Annotated in this window: 19 protein-coding genes; 10 read left to right on the top strand and 9 right to left on the bottom strand. The window is 64.4% G+C overall.

The features are described 5' to 3' along the window. Together radA and B058_RS0107135 are read left to right on the top strand one after the other, a co-directional pair. Positions 1-1,356, top strand: coding sequence for a DNA repair protein RadA (gene radA, locus B058_RS0107130; RefSeq protein WP_018507794.1), 1,356 nt, complete (start codon positions 1-3; stop codon positions 1,354-1,356). A gap of 79 nt (positions 1,357-1,435) precedes the next feature. Then, entirely contained in the window at positions 1,436-3,427 is a 1,992-nt protein-coding gene (locus B058_RS0107135) for a ferrous iron transporter B (protein WP_018507795.1), read from the top strand. A gap of 43 nt (positions 3,428-3,470) precedes the next feature. On the opposite strand, the gene B058_RS0107140 is transcribed toward B058_RS0107135, so the two are convergent. Continuing rightward, positions 3,471-5,102: a peptide chain release factor 3 gene (locus tag B058_RS0107140; protein ID WP_026240725.1), complete on the bottom strand. Its 1,632-nt coding sequence runs from the start codon at positions 5,100-5,102 to the stop codon at positions 3,471-3,473. Positions 5,103-5,524: 422 nt separating this feature from the next. Between B058_RS0107140 and B058_RS0107145 the strand changes: the two genes are divergently transcribed. Genes B058_RS0107145 through B058_RS0107160 form a run of 4 tightly spaced genes read left to right on the top strand, consistent with a single transcriptional unit; the run spans position 5,525 to position 10,638 of the window. Next, positions 5,525-6,808: a CoB--CoM heterodisulfide reductase iron-sulfur subunit A family protein gene (locus B058_RS0107145; RefSeq protein WP_018507797.1), complete on the top strand. Its 1,284-nt coding sequence runs from the start codon at positions 5,525-5,527 to the stop codon at positions 6,806-6,808. Positions 6,809-6,811: 3 nt separating this feature from the next. Next, the gene (locus B058_RS0107150) at positions 6,812-9,070 is read left to right on the top strand and encodes an FAD-dependent oxidoreductase (protein ID WP_018507798.1); all 2,259 of its coding nucleotides are present in this window, start codon (positions 6,812-6,814) and stop codon (positions 9,068-9,070) included. Positions 9,071-9,083: 13 nt separating this feature from the next. Continuing rightward, positions 9,084-9,716, top strand: a complete 633-nt coding sequence (locus B058_RS0107155) for a 4Fe-4S dicluster domain-containing protein (RefSeq protein WP_018507799.1) — start codon at positions 9,084-9,086, stop codon at positions 9,714-9,716. Between the two features lie 10 nt (positions 9,717-9,726). Further along, positions 9,727-10,638, top strand: a complete 912-nt coding sequence (locus B058_RS0107160; RefSeq protein ID WP_018507800.1) for a CoB--CoM heterodisulfide reductase iron-sulfur subunit B family protein — start codon at positions 9,727-9,729, stop codon at positions 10,636-10,638. Positions 10,639-10,735: 97 nt separating this feature from the next. On the opposite strand, the gene B058_RS0107165 is transcribed toward B058_RS0107160, so the two are convergent. Next, a complete protein-coding gene (locus B058_RS0107165) occupies positions 10,736-11,167 on the bottom strand; it encodes a CZB domain-containing protein (protein ID WP_018507801.1) in 432 nt (143 codons plus the stop codon). A gap of 290 nt (positions 11,168-11,457) precedes the next feature. On the opposite strand from B058_RS0107165, the gene B058_RS0107170 reads away from it, so the two are divergent. After that, a complete protein-coding gene (locus B058_RS0107170; protein ID WP_018507802.1) occupies positions 11,458-12,555 on the top strand; it encodes a PEP-CTERM sorting domain-containing protein in 1,098 nt (365 codons plus the stop codon). A 57-nt stretch (positions 12,556-12,612) separates the two neighbouring features. On the opposite strand, the gene B058_RS0107175 is transcribed toward B058_RS0107170, so the two are convergent. Together B058_RS0107175 and ada are read right to left on the bottom strand one after the other, a co-directional pair. Beyond that, positions 12,613-13,227: a trimeric intracellular cation channel family protein gene (locus B058_RS0107175; RefSeq protein ID WP_018507803.1), complete on the bottom strand. Its 615-nt coding sequence runs from the start codon at positions 13,225-13,227 to the stop codon at positions 12,613-12,615. Positions 13,228-13,318: 91 nt separating this feature from the next. Next, on the bottom strand, positions 13,319-14,410 hold the full coding sequence (gene ada, locus B058_RS0107180) for a bifunctional DNA-binding transcriptional regulator/O6-methylguanine-DNA methyltransferase Ada (RefSeq protein ID WP_018507804.1): 1,092 nt from the start codon (positions 14,408-14,410) through the stop codon (positions 13,319-13,321). A 144-nt stretch (positions 14,411-14,554) separates the two neighbouring features. On the opposite strand from ada, the gene B058_RS0107185 reads away from it, so the two are divergent. Continuing rightward, positions 14,555-14,863: a hypothetical protein gene (locus tag B058_RS0107185; protein ID WP_026240727.1), complete on the top strand. Its 309-nt coding sequence runs from the start codon at positions 14,555-14,557 to the stop codon at positions 14,861-14,863. A 201-nt stretch (positions 14,864-15,064) separates the two neighbouring features. Beyond that, complete coding sequence (locus tag B058_RS0107190) at positions 15,065-15,610, top strand: flavin reductase family protein (protein WP_018507806.1); 546 nt, start codon at positions 15,065-15,067, stop codon at positions 15,608-15,610. 51 nt (positions 15,611-15,661) lie between these two features. Here B058_RS0107190 and B058_RS0107195 read toward each other — a convergent pair whose 3' ends face one another. The 5 genes from B058_RS0107195 to B058_RS0107215 all read right to left on the bottom strand — a co-directional run bounded on the left by B058_RS0107195 (position 15,662) and on the right by B058_RS0107215 (position 20,523). Next, positions 15,662-16,084 (bottom strand): BON domain-containing protein, encoded by a 423-nt coding sequence (locus B058_RS0107195; protein ID WP_018507807.1) that lies wholly within the window; start codon positions 16,082-16,084, stop codon positions 15,662-15,664. Between the two features lie 233 nt (positions 16,085-16,317). Next, the gene (locus B058_RS0107200) at positions 16,318-17,517 is read right to left on the bottom strand and encodes an ABC transporter permease (protein WP_018507808.1); all 1,200 of its coding nucleotides are present in this window, start codon (positions 17,515-17,517) and stop codon (positions 16,318-16,320) included. Further along, positions 17,514-18,716: an ABC transporter permease gene (locus B058_RS0107205; protein ID WP_018507809.1), complete on the bottom strand. Its 1,203-nt coding sequence runs from the start codon at positions 18,714-18,716 to the stop codon at positions 17,514-17,516. The genes B058_RS0107200 and B058_RS0107205 overlap by 4 nt, the downstream gene beginning before the upstream one ends. Then, on the bottom strand, positions 18,713-19,384 hold the full coding sequence (locus B058_RS0107210) for an ABC transporter ATP-binding protein (RefSeq protein ID WP_018507810.1): 672 nt from the start codon (positions 19,382-19,384) through the stop codon (positions 18,713-18,715). The genes B058_RS0107205 and B058_RS0107210 overlap by 4 nt, the downstream gene beginning before the upstream one ends. Beyond that, positions 19,381-20,523 (bottom strand): efflux RND transporter periplasmic adaptor subunit, encoded by a 1,143-nt coding sequence (locus tag B058_RS0107215; protein ID WP_018507811.1) that lies wholly within the window; start codon positions 20,521-20,523, stop codon positions 19,381-19,383. Before B058_RS0107215 ends, B058_RS0107210 begins: the two co-directional genes overlap by 4 nt. A gap of 45 nt (positions 20,524-20,568) precedes the next feature. Between B058_RS0107215 and mnmC the strand changes: the two genes are divergently transcribed. After that, positions 20,569-22,380 carry a bifunctional tRNA (5-methylaminomethyl-2-thiouridine)(34)-methyltransferase MnmC2/FAD-dependent 5-carboxymethylaminomethyl-2-thiouridine(34) oxidoreductase MnmC1 gene (gene mnmC / locus B058_RS0107220; RefSeq protein ID WP_018507812.1) on the top strand — a complete coding sequence of 604 codons (1,812 nt, stop codon included), beginning with the start codon at positions 20,569-20,571 and terminating at the stop codon, positions 22,378-22,380.

The raw sequence follows: 22,380 nt of genomic DNA on the forward strand, positions 1-22,380 counted from the left end.
ATGGCCAAAACCAGGACGATCTACACCTGTACCGAATGCGGTGGACAGTCGCCCAAGTGGCAAGGCCAGTGCCCGTCCTGCAATGCCTGGAACACGCTGGTCGAAACCATCGCCGAGTCGGCCAAGCCGCGCTTCGCCGGACTGGCGGCGACCAGCACCGCGCAATTCCTGCATGACGTCGAGGCCTCCGAGGAAAGCCGCATCGCCACCGACATCGGCGAGCTCGACCGCGTGCTTGGCGGCGGGCTGGTGCCGGGCGGGGTGGTGCTGATCGGCGGCGACCCCGGCATCGGCAAGTCGACGCTGCTTTTACAAGCCCTGGCTGGTCTATCCGGCAATCTGAAAACGCTCTACGTCAGCGGCGAGGAGTCGGCGCGCCAGGTTGCGCTGCGCGCACGGCGGCTTTCCCTGCCTGAGACCAACCTGCCGGTACTGCCCGAGATCCGGCTCGAAGCCATCCTCGCACAACTGGCCGAGATGAAGCCCGAGGTCGCGGTGATCGACTCGATCCAGACCGTGTATTCCGAGGCGCTGACCTCGGCGCCAGGCTCGGTGGCACAGGTGCGCGAATGCGCAGCGCAGCTCACGCGCCACGCCAAGCAGACCGGCACCGCGATCATCCTCGTCGGCCATGTCACCAAGGAAGGCGCCATCGCCGGTCCGCGCGTGCTCGAGCACATCGTCGACACCGTGCTGTATTTCGAGGGCGACACCGGCTCGTCGTTCAGGCTCGTGCGCGCGTTCAAGAACCGCTTCGGTGCGGTCAACGAGATCGGCGTGTTCGCGATGACCGAGAAAGGCCTCAAGGGCGTCTCCAATCCCTCGGCGATCTTCCTGTCGCGCCACGGCGAGCCGGTGCCCGGTTCCTGCGTGCTGGTGACGCAGGAAGGCACGCGTCCGCTATTGGTTGAGATTCAAGCGCTGGTCGATTCCAGCCATGCGCCGAGTCCGCGCCGCCTGTCCGTCGGCCTGGAACAGAATCGGCTCGCCATGCTGCTGGCCGTGCTGCACCGCCACGCCGGCATTGCCTGCTTCGACCAGGATGTGTTCGTCAACGCGGTCGGTGGTGTGAAGATCAGCGAACCCGCCGCCGACCTCGCCGTGCTCGCCGCCATCGTATCCTCGCTCAGAAGCCAGCCCCTGCCCGACAAGCTGGTGATGTTCGGCGAAGTCGGCCTGGCCGGCGAAATCCGCCCGGTGCAGCGCGGACAGGAACGCCTGAAGGAAGCCGCCAAGCTCGGCTTCACACAGGCCATCGTGCCAGCCGCCAACCAGCCCAAGCAGAAGATCGCCGGCATGACGGTGCATGCCGTGCAACGACTGGACGAGGCGATCCGTTTGTTCAGGGAAAGCTGAGCGTTTTCAACTCATGGTTTCGCCCCCGCATAGCTTTCCCCTTCACGGTCCCGGGCTGCGCGGTGCCAGGCGCCCTCGCGTGGCCATCGTCGGCCGCACCGGCAGCGGCAAGCACAGCATTTTTCGTGCGGCCGCCAGCACGTCCACGCACCACGAGCGTCTGGCCGGCATCGGGCCTGCGTATGAGGAATGCCTGGTCGAAGTGGGGATCGACCAGATTTCCCTGGTTGCCCTGCCCGCCATCGGCGGCCTGCACCATCTGGATGCGGACGCCTGTGTGACGCTGAAGTATCTGCTGTGGGGCGACCGCTGGCCGGCCATCGCGCAGCACGAAGCGCATCAGCCCGACAACAGGTTTGCCGCCCCCGACGTGCTGCTGGTGGTGATGGATGCCACGGCGCTGGAACGCGATCTCGAGCTCGCGCTGGAACTGATGCAGCTGGGCAGGCCGATGGTGTTTGCGCTCAACCGCATGGACGAAGCGCGTGCCAGACGGCGTTTCATCAATGTGCGCGCCCTGTCGGCCCAGCTGGGCGCGCCGGTGGTGCCGACCGTGGCACACATGGGCATCGGCCTGGCCGATCTGTATACCACCGTGGTGCACGTCGCCCGCGAAGCAAGATTCCTGCAGCCGCATCCGGCGGCTCCGCCCTACAGTGCGCACATCGAAGCGCAATTGCGAGCCATTGCCGAAATCGCCCGCCAGCCGGACGTGGCGGCGGCCTTCGCAGTCCCCGAGACTTTGCTGACGCTGCAGCTCGCGGAAAACGACGGCTATTTCGCGCAGGAATTGCAGGCGCACTTCCCCGGTCACTACGCGGCCTTGCTCGCCGCGCGCGCCATCGCCGACGCCGCCTTGCCACGCCGGCTGGCGGAGGAGCTGCATGCCGACCGCCATCACCGCGCCGCCCTGCTGACGGAGGCGGCGACCCGCCCCGGCCAGGAAGGCGCGCCGCCGCGCTGGCAGGTGTGGGCCGACGATCTTTTCCTGCATCCGCGCTGGGGCTTCGTCGGCACGCTGGCGGTGTTCGCGCTGGTGCTGCTGTTCGTGTTCGAGGTGAGCGCCGTGCTCGACAGTCTGACGGTCGCGCGCCTGATTGCGTGGGCCGAGCCGTGGCAGCCGACCGAACTCGCGGGCGTGCTCGGCCGCGCGGTGCTCGACGGCTTCATCGGCCTCGCCGGCATCGTCATTCCCTACATGATTCCATTGGTGTTGCTGCTGGTGTGGCTGGAGGAATCGGGGATCATGCACCGCGTGGCCTTCGTGGTCGATCGCGGTTTCCATCGGCTGGGACTGCACGGCGGCGTCGCCCTGCCATTCCTGATGGGGCTGGGCTGCAACGTGCCTGCGCTGGCCGCGACCGCGGCCGTCACCCACGGCCGTGACCGCACGGTGGCCTCGCTGCTGATCACCTTCCTGCCGTGTTCGGCGCGCTCGGCCATCATCCTGGCAGTGGGCGGCAAGTACCTCGGCGGGTTCGGCGTGTTCGCCCTCTTCATGCTCGCCCCTGTCGTCGTCAGCCTGGTCGGCAAGCTCCTGAAACGCCGCTATCCCGAAACCACACCCGGCATGATCCAGGAAATTCCCGCTTACGCCGTGCCCACCCTGCGCGCCTTGCTGGCCAATACCTGGGAGCGCAGCCGCGACATCGTCACCATCGTGCTGCCGCTCCTGGTGGCGGGCAGCGTGGTGCTGGCGCTGCTGAGCCATTACGGTGCCGATGCCTGGGTCAATCTCGCGCTCACGCCGGTGACGGTATGGTGGCTGGGGCTGCCGGTGGCGCTTGGGGTGCCGATCCTGTTCGGCGTGCTGCGCAAGGAGCTGTCGCTGCTCATGGTGTTCCAGGCGCTCGGCACGCAGGAACTGGCCAGCGTGCTCGACACCACGCAGATTGCCACCTTCCTGGTGTTCCTGACTTTTTACGTGCCCTGCGTGTCCACCTTCGCCATGATGCTGAAGCTGCTGGGCCGGCGCGACGCGCTCTATTCGGTCGCGCTTTCCATCGGCGTGGCGCTTGCCGTGGCGGCAGTGGTGCGCGGGGCGCTGGAACTGGCGGGGTGGGCGCTGTAGCGGCTGCGTCTTCGGGACGACAGGCCAGGCCGGCCCGTCCAGGTCAACTCATCACCTGCCCATGCTCCCGAGTATCGTGGAACGCGACCTTGGGCCAGCGCTCCTGCGCCAGACTCAGGTTCACACGCGTATCCGCCAGATACACCAGGTTGCCATCGACGTCCTTCGCCAGTTTGAGCGAATTGGCCTTGGTGAATTCGGCCAGATGCTGGGCGTCGGGGCAGGTGACCCAGCGCGCAGTATAGATGCCGGCGTTTTCGAAGCTGGCGTCGACGCCGTATTCGGTTTTCAGGCGATGGGCGACGACTTCGAACTGCAATTGTCCGACCGCACCGATCAGCAGCGTGTTGTCGGCGAAGGGTTCGAACACCTGCACCGCGCCTTCTTCGCCCAGTTCCAGCAGCCCCTTGTTCAGCTGCTTGGCACGCAGCGGGTCGCGCAGGCGCGGACGACTGAACAGTTCGGGGGCGAAGTAGGGAATGCCCTTGTATTGCAGCGCCTCGCCTTCGGTGAGGGTGTCGCCGATGTGCAGCTGGCCGTGGTTGTGGATGCCGATGATATCGCCGGCCACGGCGTCTTCCATGCGGGTGCGCTCGTTGGCCATGAAGACGACCGCGTTGGCGATTTTCATGTCCTTGCCGGTGCGGCGGTGGCGTACTTTCATGCCGGGCGTGTAGCGGCCGGAGCAGACGCGGAAGAAGGCGATGCGGTCGCGGTGCTGCGGGTCCATGTTGGCCTGGATCTTGAACACGAAGCCGGTGAACTTGGGCTCGGTGGGGTCGACCGTGCGCTCGATGGCTTCGCGCGGCAGCGGCGACGGCGCCCAGTCGGACAGCGCGCGCAGCACTTCGCGCACGCCGAAGTTGTTGATCCCGGAACCGAAGAAGACGGGAGTCTGCTTGCCGGAGAGGAAGTCGTCGAGATCGAAGGTGGCGCCGGCGCCGCGCACGAGTTCGATTTCGGACAGCAGGGTATCCGCTTCGAGCGGGAACATCTCGCGCAACGCGGCATCGCCCAGCCCCTGTAGCGACTCGAACTGCTGGTCGGCGTTTTCCTCGCCGGCCTTGAAGCGCAGGATCTCGTCGTGGATCAGGTGGTAGACGCCATGGAAGCGTTTGCCCATCCCGATCGGCCAGGTCACCGGTGCGCAGTGGATCTTCAGGATCGATTCGATCTCATCGAGCAGTTCCAGCGGCTCGCGTACCTCGCGGTCCATCTTGTTGATGAAGGTGATGATGGGCGTGTCGCGCAGGCGGCACACTTCCAAGAGCTTGATCGTCTGTTCCTCCACGCCCTTGGCGGCGTCGACCACCATGATGGCGGCGTCAACGGCGGTCAGCACGCGGTAGGTGTCCTCCGAGAAGTCCTTGTGACCGGGGGTGTCGAGCAGGTTGAACACGCAGTCGCCATAGGAAAACTGCATCACCGAGCTGGCCACCGAAATGCCGCGCTCGCGTTCGACCTCCATCCAGTCGGAGGTGGCGAACTTGCCGCTCTTCTTGGCCTTGACCGTGCCGGCCATCTGGATGGCGCCGCCGAACAGCAGCAGTTTCTCGGTCAGCGTGGTCTTGCCCGCGTCGGGGTGGGAAATGATGGCGAAGGTGCGGCGTTTCTTGACGTCGCGCACCAAAGCCGGGTCGCCGGGTTGAGCCGGCGCGGTTGGAGTGGATTCCATCGGGAGGACTAGCGGATATGAAGCAAGCCGCAATTTTAAGCTATTTCGCGCGGCCGGCCGGCCTATGTCTCAGCATTTCGCGCGTTGGTCGGGCTGCCCCGGGTACCGGCGGCGTGGGGGGCGGCGCTTGCCGCGAACTTTTCAAATGCCGGATAAAAATTTAACCATGAAATGGAAATGGACGTAACTACGTATTGTCCCACCCTGGGTATCAAATACAGCCAGCACGTCCGGCTAAAAACACTTCCCCTTATTCCCGCATAGAAAACTTCGATTGAGAATGCGCACTTGGCCGTGGCGGCGGGCATGGCCTTCGGAGTACCATTTCAGGGATTCACTTATGGGCGAAACGCCCGACCGTCCGTGGTGGCTTTTCGGGCGGTTTCAAATGATTTTGCATCCATCGGATGGAGGAAACAACAATGACGGAGCATGTTGCGACCAACGAGACGATTCTCGTGGTGGGCGGCGGGATTTCCGGCATGACTGCCGCGCTCGAAGCGGCCGAAACCGGCAAGAACGTCGTCCTGGTTGAGAAAAATCCCGCACTGGGCGGCCGGACTTCCCAGTTGTATCGCTACTTCCCCAAGCTGTGCCACCCCACCTGCGGTCTGGAAATCAACCTGCGCCGCCTCAAGAACAACCCCCGCGTGCGCGTGCTGACGCTGGCCGAAGTGACCGGCATCGAAGGCAGCACGGGCAACTACACCGTCTCCGTCAAGGTCAAGCCGCGTTACGTGAACGAGAACTGCACCGCCTGCGGCGATTGCGGGCGCGCGGTCGAGACGATGGTGGACGACCCGTTCAACTACAACCTCGGCCAGCACAAGGCCGCCTTCCTGCCGAACGCGATGGCCTACCCGCAGCGCTATGTGCTGGACCCCGCGATCATCGGTACCCCCGATGCGGACAAGGCCAAGGCCGCCTGCAAATACGGCGCGATCGACCTTGACATGAAAGAGGAGACGATCCAGGTCAAGGCCGGCGCTGTGGTGTGGGCAACCGGCTGGCAGCCCTACGACGCGGCGAAGATTCAGCCTTACGGCTACGGCCGCTTCAAGAACGTCATCACCAGCGTCGAATTCGAGCGCCTGGCCGACATCCACGGCCCCACCGGCGGCAAGATCCTGCGCCCGTCCGACGGCAAGGAAGCGAAGAACATCGCCTTCATCCAGTGCGCCGGTTCGCGCGACGAGAACCACCTGCGCCACTGTTCGCGCATCTGCTGCATGGCGTCGCTGAAGCAGACGCACTACGTGCGCGAGAAGTATCCGGAAGACGGCAAGTCGACCATCTACTACATCGACATTCGCGCCATCGACCGCTTCGAGGATTTCTACCAGAAAGTGCAGGCCGATCCCTCGGTCACCTTCATCAAGTCCAAGGTCGCGAAGATCACCGAAGACGAGCACGGCAACGCCGTGTGCCATGGCGTCGATACCGAAGGCTACAAGCGCTACACCACGCCGCACGACCTGGTGGTGCTGGCGGTGGGCATGGAGCCCTCGGTCAAGGGCATCAACATTCCCGGCCACATCGTCGCCGATTCGAGCGGTTTCATCGAAGCCGACCCGGCCAACGGCGCCGTGTTCGGCGCCGGTTGCGCGTCGAATGCGCTGGACGTGAACCGTGCCGTGCAATCGGCCACCGCGGCGGCATTGCGCGCCATCCAGGTGGTCAACAAAGTAGCAAAGGCGGAGGCGTAAACAATGGCTGACATCAAAGTCGCAGCGTATATCTGCAAGGGCTGCGGACTCGGCGAGCGTCTGGATACGGACGCATTGGTCAAGATCGCACAGAAGGACGGCAAGGTGCCGCTGGCGAAGTCGCACGATTTCCTGTGCAACGCCGACGGCGTGGCGATGATCAAGAACGACATCGCGAATGAAGGCGTCACTCACATCATGATCGGCGCCTGCTCGCGCCGCGCCAAGACCGAAGCGTTCTTCTTCCCCGAAAACGCGGTGGCGCGTGCCAACCTGCGCGAAGGCGTGGTCTGGATCCGTCCCGATACCGAGGAAGCGCGCGAAACCACGCAGGACATGGCGGAAGACTACATCCGCATGGGCTGCGCAGAAGTGAAGGCGATGACCGCGCCCGGCGGCAACACCAACACCGGCACCAGCAAGACCCTCTTGGTGGTGGGCGGCGGCGTCACTGGCATGACGACCGCGATCGAAGCGTCGAAGACCGGTTATTCGGTGGTGCTGGTCGAGAAATCCGGCGAACTCGGTGGCTGGGCCGGCAAGCTCTACAAGCGCACGCCGGTGCACGAGCCGTTCAAGTCGCCGGCCGATACCGGCGTGGCCGACCTCGCCTCGCAGGTGATGGGCGACAGCAACATCAAGGTGTATCTGAATGCCACTATCGCGAAAACCGATGGTGCGCCGGGCCGTTTCGTGGTCGACATCGCCACCGAATCGGGTGCGACGCACACCGAAGACATCGGCGCGATCGTGCAGGCTACCGGCTTCACCCTGTACGACATGAACAAGCTGCCCGAACTCGGCGGCGGCAAGTCGCCCAACGTGATCGACCAGGCCGGCCTCGAAGCGCTGGCGAAAGCGGCTGCGGCAGGAGACGGCATCATTCGCCGGCCCTCGGACAACCAGCCGGTGAAATCGGTGGTATTCGTGCAGTGCGCCGGCCAGCGCGACCCAACCGGCACGCACCTGTCCTACTGCTCGGGCTTCTGCTGCAACGCCAGCATCAAGCAGGCGATGTACTTCAAGGACACCAATCCGGGCGTCGATACCACCATCATCTACACCGACCTGCGCACGCCCGGCAACGGCGAGGACTTCTACCGTAGCGCACAGGAAAAGGGCGTCATCTTCACCAAGGGCAAGGTCGCCGAAGTGGTGCCGAACGGCAATACCAGCACGGTCAAATTCAACGACCTGATCCTGGGAGACACCGATGCGTCGATGGTGGATGTCGATCTGGTGGTGCTGGCGACCGGCCAGGTGGCGAACTCGGGCATCAACATCGATGCGCTGACCAAGCCGCAGGTCGAAGGCCAGGAAGGCGAGCCCTCAGCCGTCGGCACAGTGGAAGTGAAGCCGATTTCCATCCTCAACCTGACCTACCGTCAGGGTCCGGACGTGCCGCAGTTGAAGCAGGGCTTCACCGATTCGCACTTCATCTGCTTCCCCTACGAAACCCGCCGGACCGGCATCTACACCGCCGGTCCGGTGCGCCGCCCGATGGACATCGCGCAGGCGCGCGAGGATGCCACCGGTGCCGCGCTGAAGGCGATCCAGGCACTGGAAAATGCCGAGCTCGGCCGCGCCGCGCATCCGCGCTCGGGTGACCTGTCGTTCCCGAAAGTGCGCCTTGAAGGCTGCACGCAGTGCAAGCGCTGCACGGTGGAATGCCCGTTCGGCGCCATCGACGAGGACGAGAAGCGCTTCCCGGTATTCAACGAATCGCGCTGCCGCCGTTGCGGCACCTGCATGGGCGCCTGCCCGGTGCGTGTGATTTCGTTCGAGAACTATTCGGTCAACACGGTCGGCGCGCAGATCAAGGCGGTCGACATCCCCGACGAGTTCTCGGAAAAGCCGCGCATCCTGATCCTGGCGTGCGAGAACGACGCCTACCCGGCGCTCGACATGGCAGGCATGAGCCGCAACGAGTATTCGGCCTTCGTGCGCATCATTCCGATCCGCTGCCTCGGTTCCGTCAACACCATCTGGATCACCGATGCGCTGAACGCCGGCTACGACGGCGTGATGCTGATGGGCTGCAAATCCGGCGACGAATATCAATGCCACTTCGTCAAGGGTTCCGAGTTGGGGCGCGTACGGATGTCCAAGATCGACGACACGCTGAAGACGCTGAATCTCGAATCGGAGCGCGTGCGCGATCTCGAAGTCGCCATCACCGATATCGAACGGGTACCAGACATGATCAACAAGTATGCCGCCGAGCTGGTTGCCGTAGGCCCCAGCCCGTTCAAAGGCTTCTAACAGGAGATCCACCATGAGCGCAAACACCGCACTGGCGGAGAAATACCGCAACAACTTCCTGAAGGAAATCGAAGAACAGGTTGAGATGGGCGACTGGGTGAAGATGTGCATGCAATGCGGCGTCTGCTCCGGTTCCTGCCCGACCAACTTCCAGAGCGCGTGGGAACATCCGCCGCAGGAACTCTTCATGATGATCCGCGCAGGCAAGCGCGAGGAAGTGTTGACCAGCAGTTCGATGTGGAACTGCACTTCCTGCTACAACTGCATCGTGCGCTGTCCGCGCAAGCTGCCGATCACCCACATCATGCACGGCATCGCCGAATACGCGCACCGGCTCGGCATGGCACCGAAGATGCAGCCGACGCGCTTCTTCAGCGGCCTGTTCTGGAAGAACTGCACCCATACGGGACGCGTCAACGAACTCAAGCTGTCGATGGGTCTGTATTTCAAGGACGGGTTGGGTGCCGGCATCAAGGAGGGCATGAAGATGAAGGATGTGGCGATTGGCCTCTTGAAGGCCAAGCGGCTCAATCCGTTCGAACTGTTCGGCGGCCACAAGTGCAAGGACCAGAAAGGCATCCAGGCGATGCTGAAAAAAGCCTACGAAATCGAACGCAGCCGCAAGGCCGCCAAGATGGCGGGCTGAGGAGAGACATATGGCCAAACATGAATACGCGTTTTACCCGGGGTGCTCGTCGCAGAAGGGCGCCTCCGCTTCCAACTATCTGACCTCGGTCGAGTCGATGTGCAAGACGCTCGACGTCAAGCTGACCGAGATTCCCGACTGGAACTGCTGCGGCGCTTCGATCGGATACGCCGAGGCCGGCGAGCTGCCGCGCCATGTGATGAATGCGCGCAACTTCGCGCTGTCCGAGAAGAACCTCCCCGGCCAGGAAATCGTCGCCACCTGCGCCGCCTGCTGGCTGGGCGCACGCGAAACCCGCGAGCGCCTGACGCACTCCGACACGCTGATGGCCGACACCCGCGAAGCGCTGAAGGAAGCCGGGCTGACGATCAACGAGATGCCCAATATTCGCCACATGGTCGAAGTCCTGATCGAGGACCTCGGCTTCGACGAAATGAAGAAGCACGTCGTGCGTCCGCTCGAAGGCGTGAAGATCGCGGGCTACGTCGGCTGCCAGACCAACCGCCCGTTCGGCGTGGACGGCGAGTCGTTCGAAAATCCCCAGTACCTCGACAAAATGGTCGAGATGGTCGGTGCCGAATCGATCCCCGAATACGACATGAAAGTGACCTGTTGCGGCGGTGCGCTGGCGTTCTCCGAGCCCGAGAAGGCGCAGGCACAGATCAAGGACATCGTCGAGTCGGCCTATGACCACGGCGCCGAGATGATCGTCACGCCATGTCCGCTATGCCAGGCCAACGTGGAGATCTACCAGGGCCAGATCAACCAGCGCTATGGCACCAAGTTCAACATCCCGGTGATGTACTACAGCCAGCTGATGGTGGTTGCCTACGGCGGAAGCGCCAAGGACGCCGCACTGAACGGCCAGGTCATCAAGGCGCGCAGGCTGGAAGAAATCGCCGCCAAGCCGGTCAAGCGCTGAGTCGTTTCAGGTGCATTGCAAACAGGGGCCGCGTGCCCCTGTTTTTTTGCGTGCATGAAATGCGCGTGGGCCCGGTCGTGTCTGAACGCGGCCCGCCTTAGCCGCTCGCCTGGGGCGTGCCTGCCGGCTCAGCGACTGCCCCGTCTTCCGTTGTCTTGTTGGCCGGTTTTGGACGGCTACGCCGGGCTAGCGTGCGGAGGAATGCGCCCATCTCATGGCTGGCCTGATCGAAGGCGCCGGCCGGGCCAAGCGCCTGACGGGCGGCGCTGAAATTCTTCTGCTTGATGTTGTGGACGATGTCACCGGCCACTCGATGAAAGTGGGCATGCAGTTCGCAGGCTTTCACGTGGTCTTCCGGCGACAGCATCCTGCGGGCTTCATCCGCCAACCATTTCCCCAGTTTGCAGGATTCGGTGTGGCTGATCGCGGACAAGTCGAGCCCCGCCTTGCCACTCAGAAAACTCCGGAATCTGGCTTTCCACGCGCCATGTGAATAAATGGCATATTCGATATCGCTTTTGATTCCCATGCCCCCTCCGCTGAACACTGCATATCTCCATAAGGAATAACGGTGTTCATCCCTGTTTTTTTAATTGAAATTCTGATGACGTGGTGAGCCAGGTTCCCTCTCGGTATGGACATCGAGTTGGTCAATAAATATAATAAGATAATGTTATCTATAAATAATCATGCTGGATGGCAGCCAGCGGGCTTTGCACTCTCTTGGCAGGGTGGGGGCGAGGCCGCCGTGCAGGGGCATGCACTTCATACGACTAAATTCAGGGAGCCTTACCTATGTTGAAATCAAGAACCTGCGCCATGGCTGTGGCTGCATCCATGGCAATCACGCCTGGCATTGGCGCTGCTTCAGTGTTTGGCAGTCTGGGCAATTTTGACGTGATCAACGACACCGGATTCACCGCCCATGGCTTCGAAATCGATCTCGAAGGCTTGCACAGCAGCGACATCACCGATACCTTCGGGGGGGTGGGTCGAGGCTTTCCGAGTGGCCGCGGGTTCGATCCGCTCACCAGCGTGGAGCGCTATGGCTCACCCACGATCACCGAGTATTCCAACGGTTTGACGTTCGGCACGAAAATAACCTATCAAGGGTTGTTCGACAGCAATACGGGTAGCTGGGATTACGGTACGCCAAGCGGCACCTTCATCACGCCGGGTGACAACTGCTGGTCCGGGGGCGGTGTGGGCTACAGTGCCGCGACGCCGTGCGATCATTTCGGGGTCGGCACGACCGCGAATGCGAGCAAGACCACGTATAGCTGGCTGGTCGAGACCGGAACGCCGGGTGTCCTGAACAATGGGGTCGTCAATCTTCCGGCTCCCGTCTGGAACGTGATCCCCGCTCCGGTCGCCGGCAATCCGCCCCTTGTGGTTGCACAAATCCAGGCGCCGGCAGCCGCGAATGAAGCCCAGTTCGGTGAAGCCATCTGGGTCAAGGTGTTCACCACGGAGCTTGCGGATCCGATCGCGCTCGAAGAACTGGTGGGGGGCAATCCGAAGGTCGAACAGGCCGTCACCGAGGTCGAGTGGCAATTGTTGCAGACAGATCCGGGCAATCCGCTCGCCGGTCAGCTGGAGAGCGGTTACGGGGTGCCGGTGGGCCCGAATGCCGCATCGATCCTGCGTCGCTACGAGTTCTACAAGTATTCCGGCGTGTACGATCCGGAAACCCATGAGGCATTGGTGACGTTCAGCGACTCGCATCCCAATGATCCCAACGACCCGCTGTATTACGACCCAAGCAAGACCGTCGATCTCGGCAATTACCTCGGCGCCCAGAATGCCGCGGTCAATCTGGCGGCTGCGGTTCCGGAACCTGGGACCTCTGTCATGCTGCTTGCTGGCCTGGGGCTGGTCGGTTTCGCGGTTCATCGCAGAAAGCGCTACGCGAACTGATGCGGTCGCGCCGCGCAAATCAACGGGGACTTCGGTCCCCGTTTTCATTTGGCGGGACTACTTGCGTGCCGAATAGGTGGGCAGCGTAATCCGGAAAGCCATGGCAAGCAGTCGAAGACCCAGGACGGTCGCCATCCCCGCCCAGGCTGCGACCACGGGCGCCAGGCCCAGGGCTTGCAGACCGATCATCATCAGGGCGCCGGTCCAGGCGGCCGACGCATAAAGCTCGCCGCGCAGAAATACCAGCGGGACCTCGTTGCACAGCACATCGCGCACTACGCCGCCGAAGATTCCGGTGATCATTCCCAGCAGGCTCGCCGCCAGCCAGGGCGCGTGCCAATCCAGTGCGATCTGGGTGCCGACGATGGTGAACAGCGCCAGGCCGATGGCATCCGGGATGAGGAACAGGCGCGGCGGCAAACGCAGGCCGCGCACGGCGAAGAAGACGACGAGCGTCGTCGCCAGCGCGACATACAGATATACCGGCTCGCCGAGCCAGAACACCGGGCGTTGCAGCAGCAGGTCGCGCACCGTGCCGCCGCCCAGCGCGGTGGCCGTTCCCACCATCACGGCGCCGACCAGATCCATGTTCTTGCGCCCGGCATCGAGCACACCGGTGAGCGCGAATACCGCGACGGCAGACAGGCCGACCCAGTACAGCAGGTTTTCCATGAAGTGTGCCCGGTTGGGCAGCGCTTAGCCGCCCGATCGTTGTCGATGCCGGAGTATCGCAAGAAATGAAAGGGCGGGCATCCTGCGACGCTTATTTCTTGCGTTCCCGCTTCAGCAGTTCTGCCTTGCGCGCGAGGCCCCAACGGTAGCCCGCCAGGCTGCCATCCGCGCGCACGGCGCGGTGGCACGGAATCGCCACCGCCACGGCGTTCTCGGCGCAGGCATGCGCCACCGCGCGGAAGGCCCGGGGCTGGCCGATGCGTGCGGCAATTTCGCTGTAGGTGGACGTCTCGCCCGCAGGAATGGCCTGCAGGGCCTGCCAGACACGGCGCTGGAAGACCGTGCCCTGGACATCCAGCGGCAGATCGAGCACGCCGCGCGGCTGCTCGATGTAATCCAGCACGCGGGCGATCCAGCGCTGAAACCCGGCGTCGGCCGGCTCGAACTGCGCCTGCGGAAAGCGCGCTCGGATGCGGTCTTCCAGCGCTTCGGCCGATTCGTCGAACTCGATGGCGCACACGCCCTTGCGGGTGGCGGCGACGATGACCCAGCCGAGCGAGCAGGGCACGACGGCATGGCGAATGTGCTCGCCCGCGCCACCCTTGCGGTAGCTGCCCGGCGACATGCCGAGCAGCGCGGGCGCGGCCTCATAGAAGCGCCCGGCCGAATTGAAGCCGGCATCGTAGAGAGCCTCGGTCACCGACGGCGCGGATTGCAGAGACGCCGCCACCCGCCGGGCTTGAAGGGCCTTGTGATAGGCCTTTGGGCTGAGGCCGGCCACGGCCTTGAAGACGCGCTGGAAATGATACGGGCTCATCCCGGCGTGCTGCGCCAGCTGAGCGAGGGACGGTGCGGACGCGCTGAGCTCGATGGCCTGGCAGGCCTGGCGAACGAGCACGCTGCGGGTTTGCTGCTGTGAGGGCGCATCCGGCTGGCAGCGCTTGCAGGGGCGGTAGCCTGCCGCGGCGGCAAGGTCGCCAGTCTCGTAGAACGTCACGTTTTCCCGTTTCGCCGCGCGCGAGGGACACGAAGGCCGGCAATACACGCCGGTGGTACGAACTGCGTAGACGAATTCGCCGTCCGCCAGCACATCGCGGCGGACCACGGCCTGCCAGCGTTGCTCCGCAAGCTGCGCGGTATCAGGCAAAGCGGCGTTCGGCGGGGAGGCAGATTCGGTATCCATGATGACGTTCAACAGGGCGCGGGAGTGACAGTGTCAGCCGGTTTGGGCCGTGCCGCAATCCGAAACTTGCGCTCAAATTCCATGACGGTCGCACCGCCCGCCAAGCGGCGGTATCCTTACGTTTTGTCCAATACGCACACGAACATGAAAAGAGCCCAAGACCTCAACCAGCTGACAGACCTGGTGCACGAAGCGGTGTACGAAGTCGAAGAACTGCGTGCCTGCCTGGAACACGATGACGAGGAGGCGTCGATCTACACCCCGTTCCTGGACGACCTCGACAAGATGCTGCGCGACCTGCACGAATCGATGGCGTCCGGAAAGTATGCGGGCGTGGGATCGGGCGAGGACCTGTCCTTCATGCCATTGTTCAAGAAACACGAACGTAACATCCCGTTCCGTGAACTGCTGCGCACCATCAATGCGACGCATCGCGAGGGATACGAGCCGTAATGACGGCCTGACCCGGCTCGGGTTATAAAAAGCAGGTTAAGGCGAGTCAAGCCGAACGAGGAATCCGCATCTTCCGGTTCGCTCGCGCAACCGGAATGGTCTTACGTCCGTTTCGGATAATGCCGATTCGTCCGGGCGGGCGTATCCGGGCATAGTGCGAGCTCGGTCACCGAGTGCCGCGCCCATGCCGGCAGAGTAAACATGAGCATAGAAAACCCCGTCAAACGTCTGCTGATGACTGTGACCCAAGGTGTTTATGTAGTGGGCGTGGGGCAGGGCGGCCTGCGGAATGCCTTCACCGCCTCGTCGGTCATGCAGGTGTCCATGCAACCGCCCATGCTGGCGATTGCCGTCAATCCCGACAATGCTTCATATCCCTTGCTCGTGGAAAGCGGCGTGTTCGCAGTGACGGTATTGCAGCGCGACCAATGCGCCCTCGCAGACTTCTTCGGCAACCATAGCGCCCAGGACGAGGACAAACTGAGCGCAGTAGCCTGGCACGCAGCCCCCTCAGGCGCTCCGATACTAGATGAAGGGCTGTCCTATCTCGACTGCCGCGTCGTAGCAGGATATCCGGCTGGCGACCACAGGGTGATTTTGGCCGAGATAATGGGCGGCGGTTTCTTGCAGGAACGCGTCCGACCCCTGCGTTATGACGAAGTGGAAGACATGGACGGAAGCGACGAATTGTTGCCCGAGCACCTCGGTATCGCTGGCGAGCGTAACGAGTTTCCCGGTCGTTCATGACGCGCCGCATGACAGGCGGAAAGCTCTGGCCGGTTCCAAGGAGCGAACGGCTTACTTGACGGTGAGCTGGTTGTTGACGCTTGCCACACCCTCTACGCCCTGAGCAATCTTCGTGGCGAGCTCCTTGGCCGAATCGCTCTGTACCGTACCGGTCAGCGTCACCACGCCATGGTCCGTTTCAACCGAAATATCGAGCCCCTTGAGGGTGTCGTTGGCCAGATACTTGCCTTTGATCGACGTCGTAATCGTGGCGTCGTCGATAGCTTGGCCTGCCTGGTCGGCTTTCTGTTCAAGCGTGTTGCCCAGTTCCTGGGTTGCCTGCTTGGTATGGTCGATGGCATTGTCCATTTTCTCGCCCGTCGTCGGGCTGGTTGCATTGGCCGGCTGATCTGCAGGCTTACGGTCACAGCCGGTTGCCAGCAGGGTAAGGCCTGAAGCCAGGGCGAATGCTGCAATACTGGATACGTGTTTCATGAGGATCTCCTTACGGAAGGGATAGGAGCCAACGATGCAACGTGGCTGCTGGCTACGCACCGAGCGGGGACGCTGTGATGTCGGCGACGCAGATGAAAATTTAATGGGAGTGCCGTTCCGGCCGTATAGGTAAATGGCGCACCCGCTTGTAGGACAACTGTCAATCGGGTTTTCTGCAGGGTGGGCGGCTTGCCTGTGCGGCACCACGGATGGATGGTCGCGGTGTAGGGGCCTTATTCGGTCCGCAATGCATCCACCGGATTGAGCCGTGCCGCGCGCATCGCCGGCACCACGCCGGCCGCCAGCCCGATCAGCACCGACACCCCCAGCGCGCCGAAGGCATAGTCCCACGGCGTGTTGACCGGCAGATCCCTCACGGTGAGCTTCAGGAGTGCGGCGATGCCCGCGCCGACGGCCAGTCCACCGAGTCCGCCCAGAGTGGACAGCACGGTCGATTCCATCAGGAACAGGGTGCGAATCTGGGCGTGCGTGGTCCCCAGGGCGGTGAGCAGGCCGATCTCGGCGACGCGCTCGGCCACCGCGATGTGCATCAGCGTGACCATGCCCACTGCGCCCACCAGCAGCGAAATGCCGCCGAGCGCGGCGACGGCGAAGGTCAGCACTTCGAGCACGGTGCTCAGCGTGTCGAGCATCTGTTGTTGTGGCGTCAGGGTGAAATCCTCGCGGCCGTGGCGCGCGATCAGGATGCGCTTGGCATCGGCGACCACCGCCTTGAGCGGCGCGCCGGGCCGGTAGGCGATGTGGATTTCCATCACGCCTTCGCGGTTGAAGACTTCCAGCGCGCGCGCGGTGGGGATGTAGACGGTGTCGTCGAGATCGAAACCGAGCACCTGGCCCTTGGGCGCCATGACGCCGATGATGCGGAAGCGCGACGCCCCGACCTGCAGGGAGGCACCTAGCGGATTGCTTGTGCCGAACAGCTCGGTTCGCACTTTCGCGCCCAGTACGGCATAGGCGCGCGGATTGCGCGGATCGTCGGCGGGCAGATATTGGCCGACCGCCACGTGCATGTTGAAGGCGCGCGAAAAGTCCGGCCCCTCGCCGTACACCGTCACGCGGCGGCTGCGGCCGTGGGCGCGGATTTCCGCGTTGCCCATCACGCCCGCGTTGGTGTACTGCGCGTAGCGCGAGGTCTTCAGCGCCAGCGCATCTTCGATCGTCAGCAGCCGCGCGCTTCCGATGGCGCCGACCGAGGCGCCGTGCGTCGTGATTTTGCCCGGGCTGACGTTGATGATGTTGGTGCCGAACTGGGTGAACTCGGACAGCACGAATTGATGGATGCCGTCGCCGATCGAGGTGAGCAGGATCACCGCGGCGATGCCGACCGCGATGCCCGTGGCGGACAGGAAGGTGCGCAACCGGTGCGCGGTCAAGGCGTGCAGGGCGAAGCGCAGGGTGTCGATGAAACTCATTTTCCGCTCAGCGCCAGAACAGGGTCCAGCCGCGCCGCGCGCGCGGCGGGCAGCAGGCTGGCGATGATGCCGGTGAGAATCGCAGTGGCGACGCCGGCTAGGCTGGCCCAGTGCGGCGGCCAGGCGGGGAGTGTGGGATAGGCGAGGCGGATTCCCCAGGCGCTGAGGTTCCCCAGCGCGTAGCCGATGGCGCCGCCCGCCAGCGACAGCCACAGCGCCTCGGCGAAGAACAGGCGGCGTATGTCGGCGGCGGGCGCGCCGAGGGCTTTCAGGAGGCCGATTTCCGAGGTGCGTTGCGCCACCGCGACCAGCATCACGTTCATCACCAGGATGCCGGCGACCGCCAGGCTGATGGCGGCGATGCCCGCCACGCCCAGGGTCAGCGCGCGCAGGATGCGGTCGAAAGTGGCGAGGATCGCGTCCTGGGTGATGACGGTGACGTCCTCCTCGCCGTCGTGGCGCAGCTTCAGGGCGTGGGCGATGGCGGCCTTGGCTGGCTCGATGTCGGTGCGGCTGCGGGCCTCGACCAGGATGCGGAACAGCGTGTTGGTGTTGAACAGTTCCTGCGCGTAGTCGATCGGGATGATGACGATCTCGTCGGAATTGAATCCCATCGACTCGCCCTGGGGGGCCAGCACGCCGGACACCAGGAAGCGGCTGTCGCCCAGGCGGATGCGCTGGCCGACCGGCTCGCCGTCAGGAAAGAATTCGTGCGCAAGCGTGCTGCCCAGCACGATCTGTGCGCTGCGTTCCGAGCCGTGGGCGAGAAAGCTGCCCTGCGACAGCTTCATGTGCCGGATCGGCAGCAGTTCGGACGTGCTGCCGAGCACGGTCACTTCGCGCAGGCGGCCGCCGGACGTGAGCTCGGCCACGCCCACGTTGAGCGGTGCCATGCGCTTGACCTGCGGCAGATGGGCAATGAAGCGGGCGTCTTCCAGGGTCAGGTCGCGTGGCGTCTGGCCGAGCGCGGCGCCGGGGAAGCCGCCCGAGGTCTCGGCGCGGCCCGGCAGGACGAAGACCAGATTGGTGCCGAGCGAGGAAAACTGCCCGACCACATAGCGCCGTGCGCCGTCGCCGAGCGCGGTCAGCACCACCACCGCCGCCACTCCCAGCGCCATCGCCAGTACGATGAGCAGCGAGCGGGTACGGTAGCTCACCACGGTCTGCAAGGAGAGGGTCAGCGTGTCGCGCAGGTTCATTTTTCGTCGGCGACGATCTCGCCATCGCGCATCGCAATGTGGCGATGCGCACGGGCGCCGAGCTCACGGTCGTGGGTAACGACGATCAGCGTGGTGCCGGCATGGTGCAGGCCCTCGAGCAGTTCCATCACTTCGGTGCCGATACGGTGGTCGAGGTTGCCGGTCGGCTCGTCGGCCAGCAGTGCGGTGGGGCGCAGGATGGTGGCGCGCGCGATCGCCACGCGCTGGCGTTGTCCGCCGGAGAGCTCGGCCGGACGATGGTGCGCGCGGTCCTTGAGGTCGAAGGCGTCGAGTGCGGCGTCGACACGGGCCGTGCGCTCGGCCGGGGCGATGCCCTCAAGCATCAGCGGCAACTCGATGTTCTCCGCCGCGGTCAGGCGCGGTACCAGATGGAAGGACTGGAACACGAAGCCGATCTTCTCGCGGCGCACGCGCGCTCGCTCGGTCTCGGATAGGTCGGTGACGTCGCTGCCGTCGAGTTCGTAGCGGCCGCTGTTGGGCTGGTCGAGCAGGCCGATGACGTTGAGCAGGGTAGACTTTCCCGAGCCCGATGGCCCCATGATCGATACGTATTCGCCTGACGCGATGTCGAGGTCGATGCCGTTGAGTGCGCGTACTTCCTGGTCACCCATGCGGAACACGCGTGTGATCGCGGTGAGGCGGATCATTTTGGGGTGACCTTCACGCCGGCCTTGACGTTCTCCTGGTCGAAAGACAGCAACACGCGGTCGCCGGCGTCGAGGCCGCTGGTGATTTCCGTGAATGCCCAATTGGCCAGTCCGGTCTTCAGCTTGCGCGTTTCCAGCGTGCCGTCCTTGCCCAGCACCAGCACGCTGCCGTCCTGCTGGATTGCCTGGGTGGGTACGCGCAGCACGTTGTCGCGATGATCGATGATGGCTTCGACGTCGGCGCTGTAGCCGACCAGCAGGGCATCGTGCGGCGGCGTGTCGAAATCGACCTCGACGTCGACCGTGCGCGCCTGTTTCTCGACTTCGGTCACGTACGGGGCGATGCGCCGGACGTGGCCGTTGAAGACCTTGCCGGGCAGGGCGTCAAGCGTGATGCGCGCGGGCTGCCCGGGCTTCAGTTTCGGCGCGTCGACTTCGTCCATCGGCGCGCTCACGTACAGGCAACTGTCGTCGATCAAATCCACGGCCGGCGGGGTGGGAATGCCGGGCGGCGAGGGCGTGGTGAACTCGCCGACTTCGCCGGTGATTTTCGCCACGATGCCGGCAAACGGCGCGGTGAGCGTGGTGCGCTCCAGCCCGACCTGCGTGACGCGGATCTGCGCCTGCGCGCGCTTGACGTCGGCGGCGAGCGCATCGCAGTTCGCCTGGCGCGCGCGCGCATCGGCGCGGGCATTTTCGGTGCTCTGCGGGCTGACGAATCCCTTGGCTGCCAGTTGTGCGGTGCGTTCGGCGTCACGCCTTGCGTTGTCCGCCATGATGCAGGCCTCGCGGCGGCGTTCCTCGCTCGTGGTCAACTGGCGGGTTGCGAGTTCACGCTGCGCGGCGAGGTCGCGATTCCACAGTTCGAGCAGCGGCTGCCCCGCCTTCACACGTTCGCCTTCCTTCACCCACAGCTTGACGATCTGCCCGCCTGCGACCGGAGCGAGCTTGGCACGGCGGCAGGCCTTGACCGTGCCGGCGCGGGTGTTGACCACGGTCGATTCGACCGTGCCGCGTGCAATCGTGGCGAGTTCGACTGCGGGTGATTGCGGCCGGGTGAAGTGCCAGCCCGCGTAGGCCAGCGCAGCGACCGCCAGCACGATGATGACAAGACGAAGCCAGGTTGTGGGTTTGAACATGATGGGGTGAAGCAGCAATTAACCGCCCCAATGTAACATTCGACCATGCTGAAAACCATCGTCCCCGCCCGTCTCGAATTCAAGGACGGCGTCCCGTATTCCGCCGCCTACGGCGACATCTACCATTCGGCCGATGGCGGCGCGGGGCAGGCGCGCCATGTGTTTCTGCAGGGTTGCGGATTGCCTCAGGCGTGGGCAGGGCGCAGTCGCTTTGTCGTGCTGGAAACCGGATTCGGCACCGGGCTGAATTTTCTGGCGACCTGGGCGGTCTGGCACGACGATCCGGCACGTTGTGCACGGCTGCATTTCCTGTCGGTCGAGAAACACCCATTCCGCACAGAGGATTTGGCGCGGCTGCATGCGCAGTGGCCGGAATTCGCGCCGCTATCGGAAGAACTGCTGGCGAACTGGCCGACGCTGACGCCGGGCTTCCATCGCATCGCACTCGACGGCGGGCGGGTGCAGCTCACCCTGATGCTGGGCGACGCGCTCGACTGCCTGCCGCAGGTGCAGGCGAAAGTGGACGCGTTCTACCTGGATGGCTTCGCACCCGACTGCAATGCCGACCTGTGGCAGCCGGCACTGTTCGACGCGCTGGTGCCATTGGCCCGGCCTGGCGCGATGGCTGCGACCTATACCGTGGCGGCGTCGGTGCGCGAGGGCCTGGGGCGGATCGGCTTCGACTGTGAGAAACGGACGGGCTACGGCCGCAAGCGGCATTGCCTGCGCGCGCGTTTCCAGAGGGAAAGCAGTCGGGCCGAATCTGCGTCGCCGCGGCATGTCGCCGTCGTCGGCGCCGGCGTGGCGGGCGCTGCCGTGGCGCATGCCCTGGCACAGCGCGGCGTGGCGGTCACCGTGCTGGAGCGCGCCGATTCGCCGGCACAAGCGGCCTCGGGCAATCCGGTGGCGGTATTCCGGCCGGTGATCTCGCGCGACGACAACCGCGCTACGCGCCTGACACGGGCGGCCTTCCTGCACGACCTGCGCGCATGGGCCATGCTGGATGGCGTCGAGTGGGCGCGCTGCGGCGTGCTGCATCTGGCCAAGAATACGGAAGCGGCTGTGAAGCAGCAGCAGGCGCTGGCGGCCACGATGCCGCCGACCGATTATGCATATTGGGTGGAACGGGACGAAGCACGCGAACTGGCGAACTGGCCGGTGGCAGCCTCAGGCGTGTATTACCCGACAGCGGGTTGGGTGGTTCCAGGGAGCCTGTGCCGTGCCTGGCTCGACCATCCGGCCATCCGTGTGCAGGCGAACTGCACCGTTGCGCGCGTGGTACGCGTTGCGGCGGGATGGCACGTCGTGGATCGGGAAGGCACGATACTGGCCGAGACCGATGCCGTGGTGCTGGCAAACGCGCGCGACACCCTGGGCCTGGTGCCGGAGCAGCGCTGGCCGCTCAATACCGTACGCGGCCAGATCACGCGCTTGCCCCCCGGCAGCCTGCCGGACATCCGGCGGGTGATCGCCCGTGAGGGCTATGTGGCGCCAGGTGCACAACCACTGGTCGGCGCCACTTACGAACACGATGACGACGACACGATGCCGCGCCTGGAAAGCGATCTCGCCAACCTGGCCCGGCTGGAGGGGATCCTGCCGGGCGCGGGCGAGCGTGTGGCCGTGGGGCAGGTGAGCGGCCGTGCCTCATTGCGCGCCACCCTGCCGGATCGGCTGCCGCTGGTAGGCGCAGTCGACGGGCAGCCCGGGCTGTATGTCGCGGCGGGCTATGCCTCGCGCGGGGTCGTGTGGGCAGGGGTGCTGGGCGAGGCGCTGGCCGATCAGATGACAGGCCAGCCCCGGCCGCTGGAAACCGAATTGATGCGGGCGATCGCGCCCGGACGTTTCGAACGCTAG

This window comes from Thiobacillus thioparus DSM 505 (assembly GCF_000373385.1).
GTDB classification, from domain to species: Bacteria; Pseudomonadota; Gammaproteobacteria; order Burkholderiales; family Thiobacillaceae; genus Thiobacillus; species Thiobacillus thioparus.

Excerpts from the sequence above, each read along its gene's own strand:
- ada (WP_018507804.1), bottom strand. The coding sequence starts at position 14,410 with ATGGATACCGAATCTGCCTCCCCGCCGAACGCCGCTTTGCCTGATACC.
- B058_RS0107195 (WP_018507807.1), bottom strand. The coding sequence starts at position 16,084 with ATGAAACACGTATCCAGTATTGCAGCATTCGCCCTGGCTTCAGGCCTT.
- mnmC (WP_018507812.1), top strand. The coding sequence starts at position 20,569 with ATGCTGAAAACCATCGTCCCCGCCCGTCTCGAATTCAAGGACGGCGTC.
- B058_RS0107215 (WP_018507811.1), bottom strand. The coding sequence starts at position 20,523 with ATGTTCAAACCCACAACCTGGCTTCGTCTTGTCATCATCGTGCTGGCG.
- B058_RS0107175 (WP_018507803.1), bottom strand. The coding sequence starts at position 13,227 with ATGGAAAACCTGCTGTACTGGGTCGGCCTGTCTGCCGTCGCGGTATTC.
- B058_RS0107160 (WP_018507800.1), top strand. The coding sequence starts at position 9,727 with ATGGCCAAACATGAATACGCGTTTTACCCGGGGTGCTCGTCGCAGAAG.
- radA (WP_018507794.1), top strand. The coding sequence starts at position 1 with ATGGCCAAAACCAGGACGATCTACACCTGTACCGAATGCGGTGGACAG.
- B058_RS0107145 (WP_018507797.1), top strand. The coding sequence starts at position 5,525 with ATGACGGAGCATGTTGCGACCAACGAGACGATTCTCGTGGTGGGCGGC.
- B058_RS0107205 (WP_018507809.1), bottom strand. The coding sequence starts at position 18,716 with ATGAACCTGCGCGACACGCTGACCCTCTCCTTGCAGACCGTGGTGAGC.
- B058_RS0107170 (WP_018507802.1), top strand. The coding sequence starts at position 11,458 with ATGGCTGTGGCTGCATCCATGGCAATCACGCCTGGCATTGGCGCTGCT.
- B058_RS0107200 (WP_018507808.1), bottom strand. The coding sequence starts at position 17,517 with ATGAGTTTCATCGACACCCTGCGCTTCGCCCTGCACGCCTTGACCGCG.
- B058_RS0107190 (WP_018507806.1), top strand. The coding sequence starts at position 15,065 with ATGAGCATAGAAAACCCCGTCAAACGTCTGCTGATGACTGTGACCCAA.
- B058_RS0107165 (WP_018507801.1), bottom strand. The coding sequence starts at position 11,167 with ATGGGAATCAAAAGCGATATCGAATATGCCATTTATTCACATGGCGCG.
- B058_RS0107155 (WP_018507799.1), top strand. The coding sequence starts at position 9,084 with ATGAGCGCAAACACCGCACTGGCGGAGAAATACCGCAACAACTTCCTG.
- B058_RS0107140 (WP_026240725.1), bottom strand. The coding sequence starts at position 5,102 with ATGGAATCCACTCCAACCGCGCCGGCTCAACCCGGCGACCCGGCTTTG.
- B058_RS0107150 (WP_018507798.1), top strand. The coding sequence starts at position 6,812 with ATGGCTGACATCAAAGTCGCAGCGTATATCTGCAAGGGCTGCGGACTC.
- B058_RS0107210 (WP_018507810.1), bottom strand. The coding sequence starts at position 19,384 with ATGATCCGCCTCACCGCGATCACACGCGTGTTCCGCATGGGTGACCAG.
- B058_RS0107185 (WP_026240727.1), top strand. The coding sequence starts at position 14,555 with ATGAAAAGAGCCCAAGACCTCAACCAGCTGACAGACCTGGTGCACGAA.